Raw genomic sequence first — 12,456 nt, forward strand, 5'->3', positions numbered from 1 at the left:
TTGGGGGATGCGGGGCTTGGCAACGGTTTGCAGCCCCGCCTGGGGTTTTTAGGCCGGTTTAGAACCCGAAACGCTGCAATCGACCGATCACCTTGCGGAAGATAAACGGCGGCAGGATTTCCTTGAGCGCCTGTTCCCGCGCGACCTTGCGGTCGGCCTGATCCTTGGTGCCGGGGCGGGGTTTGAACAGGGTCGTGTGTTCAATCCGCGTGTCGTCCCAGGTCGCGGTATAGTAATACAGCGCGATAGAGATCCGCGGGTCGCCGTCGGGGTGGTTCACGGGTTCGGGGTTGCCATGGAACGTGTCCGACCCGGTCGAGAAACAGACCATCCGGTTATAGGTGGGTTCAAAGCTGCCCATCTGGTGGGTCATGTCATTGTCCCAAATTTCGAAATTACCGCCCCATTCTTTCTGCCAGTCCTTGTTCAGATAGATCAGCACGTTCAGGCGGCGTTCCAGCTTCATCGCCTTGTGGACGTTGAAATCGGCGTGGATGTCCAGATGGCCACCGTTCAGGGTTTTATGGATGCCCGCGCCCACGAAATAGGGGTCGGGGATCAGGCCCTTGATGCCGGTCATTTCCTCGAGGAAGAAAATGAAGTGGCGCGAATTGAAGCTGTGAAACAGGTGCCGCGTGAAATCTGGCAGACGGTCAGGATTATACGAGCTTTTCAGGTTTTCCTGCGCGCGCGAATAGCTGTCGACCGCGTCAGGCAGCAGCTTCATATCCTCGATCACCTGGTCGATCACCTCTTCAGGCAAGAAATCGTCGATGCAGATGTGATGATAGGGTTCGCCTGATTGGTATGTCTCGGCGTAGGATTTTCCGATCTCGCGGGCTTTGTCCGCTGACAACAGCAGCGACTTGGGATCAAGAGGATAATGTGGCTCGGCCATGGGGCGCTCCGGATACAAAAGAGATGCGGCCAGAGTAGCGGCTCGGACCGGGTTCACCAAAGTTAAACAGGGTGTTTTGGGGCCTGTTGAGGCCGAAACGGTGCGATTTCGTGGCGTTTCTAGCGCGCGATCAGCACATCACAGGGCGGATCGCGCAGCAGATCATTGGCCAGACTGCCCAAAAGCGCGCGATAATCCCCAGCCCGGCCATGGGCGCCTGCGGTGATCAACTGGGCGCCGCCCTGATCCGCGATCGATTTCAGCGTGCCATAGGGCGAGCCCTCGACGAACTTGGTGGCATGCATGGTCACAGGCAGGGCGATCCGCGCGCGCCAGTCTGCGTCAGCCGTATGGGCTTCGGACAGGAAAGAGGCCGCCAGCGCGTCCCCGGCCGCGTCCGAGGACCCGGCCAGCATCCCGCGATAGGGGATGTGCAAGGCGTTCACCGGGGTGATCTGCGCCTTGGGGGCCAGTGAATGGCCCAGGTTCAGTGCCTTGGCCGAGGCCCATGAAAAATCCGTAGCAGCCAGGATGGTTTCATACGGATGATCCACCGTATCTGCGACCACCAGCACCGGATAGTCGGTCAGGCGCACAACCCGCTGCACCGTGGTTTCGCGCAGGCTGTCCAACACGGGGCGGGTGCGATGCATCCCCATCACCACCAGCGCAGGATCCTGATCCTGGATCATTTCTAGCATAGTCTCGGTCGGGTGCCCGATACAGGGCAGCAGGGTCACCGGAACGCCATCGGAAACGGTGTCCATGAAGCGTTCCAAATGTTCGGTGGCTTTGGGTTGCAGGTGGCGCAGCACCTCGTCGGGCAAGTGGTCGTCCAGCACATGCAGCACCGTCAGCCGCGCGTTATGTCCCTTGGCCAAGCGCACAGCCCGCCGAACAGCGCGGTCGGCGCGGGGGGACAGATCGGTGGCGACTAGGATATGTTTGCTCATGCGGGGCTCCGGTCTCGTGAGGCGTTTGTGCGTCAAGTATAGACAAAATCAGACGCTTTGCACTTGAGACACGTCAAGGAGCCCCAGGGCGCACGGCGCGGGGCTTATCCCGTGCTGGCGCGGCGCAGCAGGTCGGCCAAACCGGCGCTGTCTTCGCCCGGATCGTCCAGTTCCAGATCCGCGTGATCACTGCGATGGGACAGGGTTTCGGCCATCAATTGCGCGGCCAGATTGGCGGGCAGGGCAGGCTGCGTGCGCTCGTCCAGCAGCAGAGTCTCGGCGGCGATCCCCTCGGCATAGATGATCTGATGGTCGTCAAACAGCAGCTGGTAATAGTCGACGAAACCACCATCCAGCTGCGTGATCGAGCTGCCGTTGATCAAATGGCGCGCGCGCACCATGACCTCGGATCGACCCAAGCCCAGCTCGTCGCTGCGCTGATAGATGAACAGGCGGTGATCGGGGCTGACGATGAGATCGCCCGCATTGTGCAGCGTTCCCGCGCTGATACGGATTGGTGCGAACTCTCCGACGGCGCGCTGCGTGGAATGGCCGATCCAGCGCAGCTCTTGCGGGCCATCGTCGCGCGTCAGAACCTTGTCGCCGGCCTTCAGATCCTGCACCAGGCGCTGCTCGCCCGTGGCCAGCGTGATATGGGTGCCCGCACTAAAGGACACACAGGCCACCTGCGCCAGCTTTGCGCGCGCGCCATCCGGATCGATCCCGACCAGACGGTATTCGGTCTTGGGCAGCATGGGCGACAATGGCATGGCCAGCACCGAGGCCACCATCCCATCCTGATCCAGCTCGACCAGCACCAGCATTTCCTGGGTCTTGCCATCGGGGGACATCCAGGTCAGGCAGCTGTCCAGACAGACCGTGGCGCCGGGCTGGCCTACGGTGGCCGACCGCGTGATCGCAAAGGCGCCAGAGGCCTGCGGGCGCAGCGACAGGCGCTGTGGCTGGTTTGCGTCGGTGAGCAAATAGATATCATCCAGCACCAGTTCGTCCGCGAATGACAGCGCATCCCCTGCATTTGCACCGCTGTCAGCACGCAGCGCTTGGGCGCGCAGCACGGGCAAGGCAAACGGAGATTGGCGGCTCTGGGACATACGCGATCCTGAATTCGGGTCAAAAGACAAGGGTTTCCGACCGCAAGACCTAAACTAGGATTGTGGCGGCATATGGTCAACGCAACGGAGATTTTCAGGCTTTGAGAGATTGCCCTTGGCATCGCGGCCCCTTAGACCTTTGGGCAAGAACAACTTGGAGAGTGAACATGGATCTGGGGATCAAAGGGAAAAAAGCACTGGTTTGCGCATCCAGCAAGGGCTTGGGCCGGGGCTGTGCCGAGGCCTTGGCGGCCGAGGGCGTTGATCTGGTGCTGAACGCACGCACCGCCGAAACGCTGGAGGCCACAGCCGCCGACATCCGCGAAAAATACGGCGTGAATGTCACCACCGTGGCCGCGGATATCGCTAGCGCCGAAGGCCAGGCCGCCGTGATCGAGGCCGCCGCCGATATCGACATTCTGGTCAACAACGCCGGTGGCCCGCCCGCCGGAGTCTGGAGCGACTGGGATCGCGATGATTTCATCGCGGCGCTGGATGCCAACATGCTGGCACCGATTGCGCTGATGAAGGCGTTGATGCCGCAGATGATGGACAAGGGGTGGGGCCGCGTGGTCAACATCACCTCGCGCTCGGTCAAGGCCCCGATCCCGGCGCTGGGGCTGTCCAACTCGGCGCGTGCGGGCCTGACCGGCTATGTGGCCGGAACCTCGCGCCAGGTGGCCCCCAAAGGTGTGACGATCAACAACCTGATGCCAGGCAACCATGACACGGACCGCATTCGCGGAATGGATGCGAAAATGTCCGCCGCGCAGGGGGTTCCGCTCGAGGAATACACCGCCGCCCGTGTTGCGCAAAACCCGACAGGGCGCGATGGCACCGCCGAAGAATTCGGCGCGGCCTGTGCCTTCCTGTGTTCGCAGCATGCGGGCTATATCGTGGGTCAGAACATCCTGCTGGATGGCGGCGCGCTGAACGCCACGCTCTGATCACGTCCGAATATTGGCGAAACCGTTGCCTCTGGGATTGTAACGGTTTCGTTAAACCTGCCGCTTGGTGATTGAGTGCAGCGCGGGCTGTGGTTACCTAGGGCGCAACGGCAAACGCGGGGATGACCATGAAACACGAAAACGTTCAGGACTATTACGGCAAGGTGCTGCAAGGCAGTGACGATCTGCAAACCAACGCCTGCTGCACCCCGGATGCCATGCCGGACTATGTGAAAAAGGTTCTGTCCAGCATTCATGACGAGGTCCTGACCCGGTACTATGGCTGCGGCCTGGTGATGCCCCTGGCACTCGAGGGTGCGCGGGTGCTGGATCTGGGCTGCGGGGCAGGGCGCGACGTCTATGCTTTGGCGCAGCTGGTGGGCCCCAAGGGCCGTGTGGTTGGCGTGGACATGACGCCCGAACAGCTGGATGTGGCGCGCGCGCACCAACCCTGGCATGCCGAGAAATTCGGCTATGACAACGTGGACTTCCATCAGGGCTATATCGAGAAACTGGACGCGCTGGACCTGGAACCGGGCAGCTTTGACGTGATCGTATCCAACTGCGTGATCAACCTGGCCACCGACAAAGAGGCCGTTCTGCGCGGCGCCTACAACCTGCTGAAACCGGGCGGCGAGATGTATTTCTCGGACGTGTACGCGGATCGCCGGGTGCCGCTGGAAATGGCGCAAGACGAGGTTCTGTATGGCGAATGCCTGTCCGGGGCGCTGTATTGGAACGATTTTCTGACCTTTGCCAAACGCGCCGGGTTCGATGATCCGCGTCTGGTAGAGCAGCGCCCGCTGACCATCGAAAACCCCGAATTGGAAAAACGGGTTGCTCCGCTGAAGTTTAACTCTTCGACCTATCGGCTGTTCAAACTGGACGGGCTGGAAAGCGCTTGCGAGGATTACGGACAGGCCGTGATCTACAAGGGCTCGGTCGAACACGCGCCTCATGCATTTGAATTGGATGACCACCACGTGATCGAAACCGGTAAGGTGTTCCCGGTCTGTGGCAACACGTGGAAAATGCTGGCCGACACGCGCTTTGCCCCGCATTTCGACTTTATCGGGGATTTTTCCACCCACTACGGAATTTTCGAGGGCTGCGGCGGCGAAAGCCCGTTCGAGCGTGATGCAAGTGCCGAGGCCGGATCTTGTTGCTAAGCCTTGTGCCTTGGCGCGCTGCTTGGTAATTGCGGGGGAAAGCCCGATTAATTCCATCGGGAAACCGTAAGAGGCCAGGGCACGTGCTATCCGCCCCAAGATTGGAAATCCGCAACCTTGTCCGCAGCTTTGACGGGCAACGGGTGGTCGATGATGTCTCGCTCAGCATGATGCCGGGGCAGGTGACCTGTCTTCTGGGGCCGTCAGGCTGCGGGAAATCGACAACGCTGCGGATGATCGCGGGCGTCGAGATGCAGGACACGGGCGAGATCTATGTAGACGGAAACCTGATCTGCGACACCGTGTTCCGAATCCCTCCTGAGCGACGCCAGATTGGGCTGATGTTTCAGGATTTCGCGTTGTTTCCACATCTAAGTGTGGGCGACAATGTGGCCTTTGGGTTGAAAGGCTCGAAAGAGGCAAAGCGCGCACGTGTAGAAGAGCTGTTGGATAAGGTCGGGCTGAAGCGGTTTATCGACAGTTTTCCCTATCTGCTGTCGGGCGGGGAACAACAGCGGGTCGCCTTGGCTCGGGCCTTGGCGCCGCGCCCCAAGATCATGCTGATGGACGAACCCTTTTCTGGGCTCGACAACCGCTTGCGTGACGACATCCGTGATCAGACCCTTGAGCTGCTGAAAGAGACCGAAGCGGCCGTTTTGTTGGTGACGCACGAGCCCGAAGAGGCCTTGCGTATGGGCGACGAGATCGCGCTGATGCGCAAGGGTAAGATCGTTCAGCAGGGGGCTCCGTACAACATCTACAACGCCCCGGTTGACAAGCAGGCGGTTGCTTTCTTTAGCGATATCAATGTTGTAACGGGTGAAGTTCATGGTGCGCTGACGGATACTCCTTTTGGTCAGTTCCTGGCGCCCGGCGTCCCGGACGGGGCCAAGGTGGATATCGTGATCCGCCCGCAGCACCTGAAAATAGACTTTGACCGCGGTGGCAAAGGCCCACTGCCCACGCCTCAGGACGGTGTCGCCGCCCGGGGCGAAGTTGTGCGGGCGCGCTTTATGGGATCCGAAAGCCTGGTCGAGATCCGCATGGATTTCGACGGCTCGGTTCTGAAGGCCACGGTGCCCAATGTTTTCCTGCCCAAAGTCGGCCATCCGCTATGGCTGATGTTCCGTCGTGACCGTTGTTTTGTCTTTCCGTCGGCAGGCTGACGCCAATCATTCAGAAAAATGAAGCCTTGCGGCGCTTTGGTTCTTCCAACCGAGGCGGTTCATCATTAGATACAAATCGTGCATTTCGCAGGGCGCGCAAAAAGACGGGCCCACAAAGGGAGAAAAAACATGCTCAACAATATCGGCCTGCCCGGCCTTCTTTTGATTGCCGTTGTCGTGCTGGTTCTGTTCGGTCGCGGTAAGATCAGCTCGCTGATGGGCGAAGTCGGCAAGGGCATCACCTCGTTCAAAAAAGGTGTGAACGAAGGCAACAAGGAACTGGAAGACCAGGCCGCCGAAGCCGCCAAGGACGTCACGCCCGAGACCGACAAGGACAAGGTCTAATACATGTTCGATCTGGGCTGGACCGAGCTTCTGGTTATCGGGATCGTGGCTTTGATCGTGGTGGGTCCCAAGGACCTGCCGGGCCTGTTCCGTACGGTCGGCCGTTTTGTCGGCAAGGCTAAGGGAATGGCGCGCGAGTTTTCGCGGGCGATGGAAGATGCGGCTGACGATGCCGGGGTCAAGGATATCTCGACCTCGATCAAGGCAGCGGCCAACCCCGCCCAGTTTGGCCTGGACAAGGTAAAAGACGCGACCAAGGACGTGACTGACGGGCTGACCAATTGGGACCCCACCAAGGACGAAAGCCTGGACGAGGATCGCGCCGAAGTCGCCAAAAAGATCCACGATGCGACCGCCAAGCGTGAGGCGGACCGTCAGGCCGCCGAGGCCGAAGCCGCAGAGGCCGCCAAGGCTCAGCCGGACCCCGCAACGGACGAGGCGCCAAAGGACAAGGCATGACCGACAGTAACGAGATCGAAGACAGCTCGGCCCCGCTGATCGAGCATCTGGCCGAACTGCGCACGCGTCTGATCCGCTCGGTCATCGCGTTTATCATTGGGATGGTGATCTGTTTCTCGTTCGGGCGCCACATCCTGGATTTCCTGCTGGTCCCGATCGAGGACACCATGCGCGCTCTGGGCAACCCGAACCCGGTGATGCAGTACACCGCGCCGCAGGAGTATTTCTTTACGCTGATCCGCATCTCGATGGTGGGGGGGCTGGCGCTGTCCTTCCCGGTGATCGCGAACCAGCTGTGGCGCTTTGTGGCGCCGGGCCTTTACAAGAACGAAAAGAACGCGTTCCTGCCTTTCCTGATCGCCTCGCCGGTGTTGTTCCTGATGGGCGGCGCCTTTGCCCATTACGTGGTGATCCCGCTGGCCATGGCGTTTTTCCTGGGCTTCGCGGATTTCCCGTCCTTTGTTTCGGCGCTGTTGGTCGGGCAGGATGTGGACAGCTCGTTGACCACGGCCAAAGAAGGCATCGACATTGTTTTTAACGGTAAGGTCAACGAAAGCCTTGATATCACGCTGAAAATGATCGTGGCCTTTGGCCTGTGTTTCCAGCTGCCGGTGCTGCTGACGCTGATGGGCAAGGCCGGACTGGCCTCGGCCAAGGGGCTGCGCAACACCCGCAAATACGCCGTTGTGGGCATTCTGACTGTCGCCGCTCTGGTGACGCCGCCGGATGTCACCACGCAGCTGATTCTGTTCGTCGTGGTCTATGGCCTGTATGAAATCTCGATCTTCCTGGTGGCCCGTGTGGAAACCAAGCGCGAGGCCCGCCTGCGCGAAGAAGGGTATTATGACGACGAAGATGAAGACGCCGCCGAAACTGATCCCGAGGAAGAGTTCGACGATCCGTTGATGAAAGAATTCGACGAGGACGAAGAAGACGATCCCGGCATGGTCGATAACAGCGGTAACAAGTCGTGAAGAAAACCATGAAACGCATTGCAGAGGCGCTGGAGCGGATGGCTCCGGCGCCTTTGGCCGCGCCTGACTTTGACGCCGCGGATGCCTTTGTCTGGCATGTCGAGCCTGACCGGCTGGAACCCGTGCCCCAAGTCAATCGCGTGGACCTGTCGCTGCTGATCGGGGTGAACCGCTCGCGCGATACCTTGCTGGCGAACACCGCGCAATTTGCCCAAGGATTGCCAGCCAATAACGCGTTGCTGTGGGGCGCGCGGGGGATGGGGAAATCATCCCTGGTCAAGGCCATCCACGCCGAAGTTCTGGCCCAGGGCCACGCGCTGAAAATCGTAGAGCTGCAGCGCGAGGATCTGCCCTCGGTCGCGCGTTTGTTGAACCTGCTGCGGGCCAGTAAACACCGCTTTGTGCTGTTCTGCGATGATCTGTCCTTCAGCCATGACGACCAGCACTACAAATCGCTCAAGGCCGTTCTGGATGGCGGGATTGAGGGGCGCCCCGACAATGTGGTGTTCTATGCCACCTCGAACCGGCGCCACCTGATGCCACGCGACATGATCGAAAATGAACGTTCAAGCGCGATCAACCCGTCCGAAGCGGTCGAGGAAAAGGTTTCGCTGTCGGATCGTTTTGGGCTTTGGCTGGGTTTTCATCCGTGCACGCAAGACGAATATCTGGACATGATCCGCGGCTATTGCGCGGCTTATGGTGTGCAGATCGCCGAGGATGACATGCGCGCCGAGGCCATTGAATGGCAAGCCACGCGCGGGTCCCGGTCGGGGCGCGTGGCCTGGCAGTATTTCACCGATTTGGCGGGCCGTAAGGGCGTGAAAATCTAGGGCAGGTATCCGGTAGGATCGACCGCATCAAAGCCCTTGCGCACCTCGAAATGCACATAGTTTGACTGCCCCGAGGCGATCTTGCCGATGCTTTGGCCACGCTTCACGCTGTCGCCTTTCTTGACCGAAATCGCATCCACATTGGCATAGACGGTTAGCAGGTTGTCCTCGTGCTTGACCAGGATGATTTTAACCTGATCCGCGTCAGTGGTGATGGCTGCAACCGAGCCGCTGGCGGCAGCGCGCACCGGCGTTCCGGGCGCGGCCGAGATATCGATCCCGTCGTTCTTACCCTTTTTATAGCCGCGAATGATGCTCCCATTCACGGGCATGTCCATCGCCGCCTTTGATGCGGTTTGGGTCTTACCCAGATCCGGCGCCCCAGTGGCCGCAGCCGCCTTGGCCGCAGGGGCCGTTTTCTCGGCTGGCAACGGTTGCGAGGCACTGGGCGGTGTGGGCGTGGGGCTGCCTTCGCCGGGGGCGGTTGTTGCAGCTGCGCGCGCGGGGGCGGGGGCATCCGGCACCGGAATCAACAGGAACTGGCCCTCGCGGATTTTGAAATCGGGGCCCAGCCCGTTCCAATCGGCCAGCGCCCGGACGGACACGCCATAGGTCCGCGAGATGGTATAGGCCGTTTCGCCGCGCACCACCTTGTGCTGGATCGGTTCGATGCCAACGGGGGCGTCACTGGCGGGGTCTGCGGCGGGCAGCTCGGTGGTTTCCACCTTCGAGGCCGACGCCCGATCAATCGCGGCGCCAGCGATGCCTTCGATATCCACGTTCGAGGGCGGCTGGATCGGCCCGGTCCCCTCGGCGCCAGTTTCGGGCGAGGGTTCAGAGACACGGCGGGGCAGGGCCAGCACCTCGTCCCGGCGCAGCACGTCATCGGGGCGCAGACCGTTGTAATCAGCCAGTTCGTTGGCATCCATGCCGATGCGGTTGGCGACATCGGCCACGGTGTCTCCACCACGCGCCACGGCGACCTGATAGCCCGGATAGGAAATGATGCCACGATCATCTGGATCCGGACGTTCACCGGTTACACCACGGGCCGCCTCGGAGGTGCTGAACGCATCTCCGAAATGGCCTCGCAGGTCGAAATCAAAGGGTTGGTCACAGGCGGCCAACAGCGCCAGGGCAGAGCCTGCCATGAACACACGGGCCGAGGAAAAACGGCGGGGTTGGGTCATTCTCGAGGTCCTCTAATCGCCCCTTGTTGGCCGGGGCTTTCCTACTCATACGTTTGGCGCCTCTGTGTCACTCGTCCCGCGCCAGCCCTTCGACAAGGGGCACGAAACGCACAGGGCGCAACTCGTCATACTCAAATCCACCTTCATGGCGCCGCACACGGATCAGGCTTTGCACCGTATCCGACTGGCCCACAGGCAGCACCATGATACCCCCAATTTTCAGCTGCGCCAAGAGAGGCCCCGGGGGATCTTCGGCCGCAGCCGTCACAAGAATGCGATCAAACGGCGCCTGATCGGGCAATCCAAAGCTGCCATCAGCGGTAAAGGCGGTGATATTGACGATGCCAAGCTGGTCGAACACGGCCCGCGCCTCGCGCACCAACCGGTGATGCCGGTCCACCGTATACACGCGCCGCGCCAGATGGCTGAGGATCGCCGCCTGATAGCCCGAGCCGGTGCCCACCTCCAAAACCTTGTCGCGTGGCGACACCTCCAGCGCCTGCGTCATCAGCCCAACAACCGAGGGCTGGCTGATCGTCTGCCCACAGGCAATCGGCAGTGGCATGTCCTCATAGGCGCGTTCAGCGAACAAGCCCCGCACGAACAGCCCGCGATCCACCTTTTCCATCGCCGATAGGACACCCATATCTGTCACCCCGCGCGAGCGCAGGGCGAACAGAAATTGCATCTTGCGTGTGGCGTCGTCGTCGTCGATCATTCCAGCCCCTTCAGATGCTCCAGCAGGGCATGATCCGTCAGATCCGCGCGCATCGGCGTGACCGACACATAGCCCTCCAAGTTGGCGGCCGCATCCGTACCAGGCGCCGTCGGGCGATGCTGCTCGCCCCCACGGACCCACAGGAATTGCCGCCCCGAAGGCGACAAATGCGGCTCGCAACTGAACCGGGTATGCTCGCGAAATCCCTGGGCCACGATCTTTGTCCCCTCAACCAGATCCGCAGGCACAGGTGGGAAGTTGATGTTATAGAACAGCCGATAGCCTTCGCTTTCTTCGGGCCAGGCTTCCAACAACTTGCGCAAAAGAGCCGGGGCATGGACGCGCGCGGCCTCGAACGGGTCTTCTGCATGGAAATTGTTCGGTCCCAGATATTGCGACATGGCAATCGAGGGAATGCGTTGCAGCGCCCCCTCCATCGCCCCGCCCAACGTACCGGAATACAGAGCGTTTTCCGCTGAATTGTTGCCCCGGTTGACCCCGGACAAGATCAAATCAGGCAGCGCATCCTTCATCACATGATGAACCCCGGCCAATACGCAATCGGCTGGGCTCCCCTCGGCGGCATAGCGGCGCTCGCCCATTTTCGACACCATCATCGGATGCGTATAGCTGATGCAATGCCCCACACCGGACTGTTCAAAAGCAGGCGCAACCGTCCAGACCTCGCCCTCCGGTCCCGCCAGATCACGCGCAATCTCGTGCATAGCCACCAGACCGGGCGCGTTGATCCCGTCGTCATTCGTAATCAAAACTCGCATAAAATCGCCCGCTCCAAGCCTCTTGCTTCTTTACTAGCCCCCGACACCAAAGGGAGCAAGCGCGAAGGCCTGCGCCAAGCCACCCTTGCAGCCTTTGGGGCTAGCGGTGCGCAATGGGTATTTGAGCCTAGAAAAAGCAGCAGGTTGCGCGCCTTCTCCCCCCAAGGGGCTTCTTTGCTCTGGAAATACTCCGGGGGAGTCGACCGCAGGGCGACGGGGGCAGCGCCCCCCTTACGTTAGCGCCGCAAGCAAGCGCTTGGCTTCGTCCATCGGATTTGCCAGCGGCGCGCGGTCTTCGCCGGGGAAGAACCGCGCGCGCGTGGCGGTGCCCATCGGAGCAGGATCCAGAACATGGACATGCGGGCCGGTTCTGACGGTTTCCGCCGACCAGCTGCGCGCCAGTGCGATTTGGGCGGCTTTTGTTGCCCCGTAAGCGCCAAAGAACTTGGCTCCGGCGCGCGGGTCATCAAAGAACAGCGCCGTGCCCGTTTCCCCCAGCAGGGGCGCGATGAAGGGGATCAGTTGACCGGTGGCAGTGACGTTGCAGGCCACAGATTTTTCCCAGTCTTTCTGGTCAATGAAATTGGCGGGCGACAGGGGCGCGCAATGGATGGCCGTATGGGCCCACAGGTCGACGCTGCCCCAGCGGTCATAGATCGAGCGGCACAACTGCGCCATTGCGTCGACATTGGTGATGTCCATGGGTGCCAGCGTGGCTTGCCCACCTTTGGCCTGAATGCGATCGTCCAGTTCCTCCAGCGCGCCGGTGGTGCGGCCCACGGCCACGATGTGATGGGTGTCGCAGAGCGTTTCAGCAAGGGCAGCACCCAGGCCGCGGGTTGCTCCGGTGATGAGGGCAATTTTCTGTGTCATGACTGCGGTTTCCTTCCAAACGGGGGGCAGGTCAAGGGGG

Annotated in this window: 14 protein-coding genes; 7 read left to right on the forward strand and 7 right to left on the reverse strand. The window is 61.0% G+C overall.

Annotation, left to right across the window (positions count from 1 at the left end; genetic code table 11):
* Nucleotides 1–58: 58 nt before the first annotated feature.
* The 3 genes from ACXADQ_RS13535 to ACXADQ_RS13545 all read right to left on the reverse strand — a co-directional run bounded on the left by ACXADQ_RS13535 (nt 59) and on the right by ACXADQ_RS13545 (nt 2,963).
* Nucleotides 59–898: a 2OG-Fe(II) oxygenase gene (locus ACXADQ_RS13535; RefSeq protein ID WP_475321432.1), complete on the reverse strand. Its 840-nt coding sequence runs from the start codon at nt 896–898 to the stop codon at nt 59–61.
* A gap of 119 nt (nt 899–1,017) precedes the next feature.
* Nucleotides 1,018–1,851 (reverse strand): universal stress protein, encoded by an 834-nt coding sequence (locus ACXADQ_RS13540; protein ID WP_475321435.1) that lies wholly within the window; start codon nt 1,849–1,851, stop codon nt 1,018–1,020.
* 104 nt (nt 1,852–1,955) lie between these two features.
* The gene (locus ACXADQ_RS13545) at nt 1,956–2,963 is read right to left on the reverse strand and encodes a Hint domain-containing protein (protein WP_475321439.1); all 1,008 of its coding nucleotides are present in this window, start codon (nt 2,961–2,963) and stop codon (nt 1,956–1,958) included.
* A 167-nt stretch (nt 2,964–3,130) separates the two neighbouring features.
* On the opposite strand from ACXADQ_RS13545, the gene ACXADQ_RS13550 reads away from it, so the two are divergent.
* The 7 genes from ACXADQ_RS13550 to ACXADQ_RS13580 all read left to right on the forward strand — a co-directional run bounded on the left by ACXADQ_RS13550 (nt 3,131) and on the right by ACXADQ_RS13580 (nt 8,856).
* On the forward strand, nt 3,131–3,910 hold the full coding sequence (locus tag ACXADQ_RS13550) for an SDR family oxidoreductase (RefSeq protein WP_475321443.1): 780 nt from the start codon (nt 3,131–3,133) through the stop codon (nt 3,908–3,910).
* 128 nt (nt 3,911–4,038) lie between these two features.
* Nucleotides 4,039–5,079 (forward strand): methyltransferase domain-containing protein, encoded by a 1,041-nt coding sequence (locus ACXADQ_RS13555; RefSeq protein WP_475321446.1) that lies wholly within the window; start codon nt 4,039–4,041, stop codon nt 5,077–5,079.
* A gap of 83 nt (nt 5,080–5,162) precedes the next feature.
* Complete coding sequence (locus tag ACXADQ_RS13560) at nt 5,163–6,245, forward strand: ABC transporter ATP-binding protein (protein WP_475321451.1); 1,083 nt, start codon at nt 5,163–5,165, stop codon at nt 6,243–6,245.
* A 129-nt stretch (nt 6,246–6,374) separates the two neighbouring features.
* Complete coding sequence (locus tag ACXADQ_RS13565; protein WP_475321455.1) at nt 6,375–6,590, forward strand: twin-arginine translocase TatA/TatE family subunit; 216 nt, start codon at nt 6,375–6,377, stop codon at nt 6,588–6,590.
* Nucleotides 6,591–6,593: 3 nt separating this feature from the next.
* Nucleotides 6,594–7,049 (forward strand): Sec-independent protein translocase protein TatB, encoded by a 456-nt coding sequence (gene tatB, locus ACXADQ_RS13570; RefSeq protein WP_475321459.1) that lies wholly within the window; start codon nt 6,594–6,596, stop codon nt 7,047–7,049.
* Nucleotides 7,046–8,023 carry a twin-arginine translocase subunit TatC gene (tatC, locus tag ACXADQ_RS13575; RefSeq protein WP_475321463.1) on the forward strand — a complete coding sequence of 326 codons (978 nt, stop codon included), beginning with the start codon at nt 7,046–7,048 and terminating at the stop codon, nt 8,021–8,023. The genes tatB and tatC overlap by 4 nt, the downstream gene beginning before the upstream one ends.
* 8 nt (nt 8,024–8,031) lie before the next feature.
* A complete protein-coding gene (locus ACXADQ_RS13580; RefSeq protein WP_475321467.1) occupies nt 8,032–8,856 on the forward strand; it encodes an ATP-binding protein in 825 nt (274 codons plus the stop codon).
* On the opposite strand, the gene ACXADQ_RS13585 is transcribed toward ACXADQ_RS13580, so the two are convergent.
* The 4 genes from ACXADQ_RS13585 to ACXADQ_RS13600 all read right to left on the reverse strand — a co-directional run bounded on the left by ACXADQ_RS13585 (nt 8,853) and on the right by ACXADQ_RS13600 (nt 12,416).
* Nucleotides 8,853–10,046, reverse strand: a complete 1,194-nt coding sequence (locus ACXADQ_RS13585) for a peptidoglycan DD-metalloendopeptidase family protein (RefSeq protein ID WP_475321469.1) — start codon at nt 10,044–10,046, stop codon at nt 8,853–8,855. The genes ACXADQ_RS13580 and ACXADQ_RS13585 overlap by 4 nt on opposite strands.
* A 67-nt stretch (nt 10,047–10,113) precedes the next feature.
* Nucleotides 10,114–10,764: a protein-L-isoaspartate(D-aspartate) O-methyltransferase gene (locus ACXADQ_RS13590; RefSeq protein WP_475321471.1), complete on the reverse strand. Its 651-nt coding sequence runs from the start codon at nt 10,762–10,764 to the stop codon at nt 10,114–10,116.
* Nucleotides 10,761–11,543 carry a 5'/3'-nucleotidase SurE gene (surE, locus tag ACXADQ_RS13595; protein WP_475321473.1) on the reverse strand — a complete coding sequence of 261 codons (783 nt, stop codon included), beginning with the start codon at nt 11,541–11,543 and terminating at the stop codon, nt 10,761–10,763. Before surE ends, ACXADQ_RS13590 begins: the two co-directional genes overlap by 4 nt.
* Nucleotides 11,544–11,774: 231 nt before the next feature.
* Nucleotides 11,775–12,416, reverse strand: a complete 642-nt coding sequence (locus tag ACXADQ_RS13600) for an SDR family NAD(P)-dependent oxidoreductase (protein ID WP_475321476.1) — start codon at nt 12,414–12,416, stop codon at nt 11,775–11,777.
* Nucleotides 12,417–12,456: the final 40 nt, after the last annotated feature.

It is taken from the genome of Thalassovita sp. ABM4_323 (assembly GCF_056158665.1).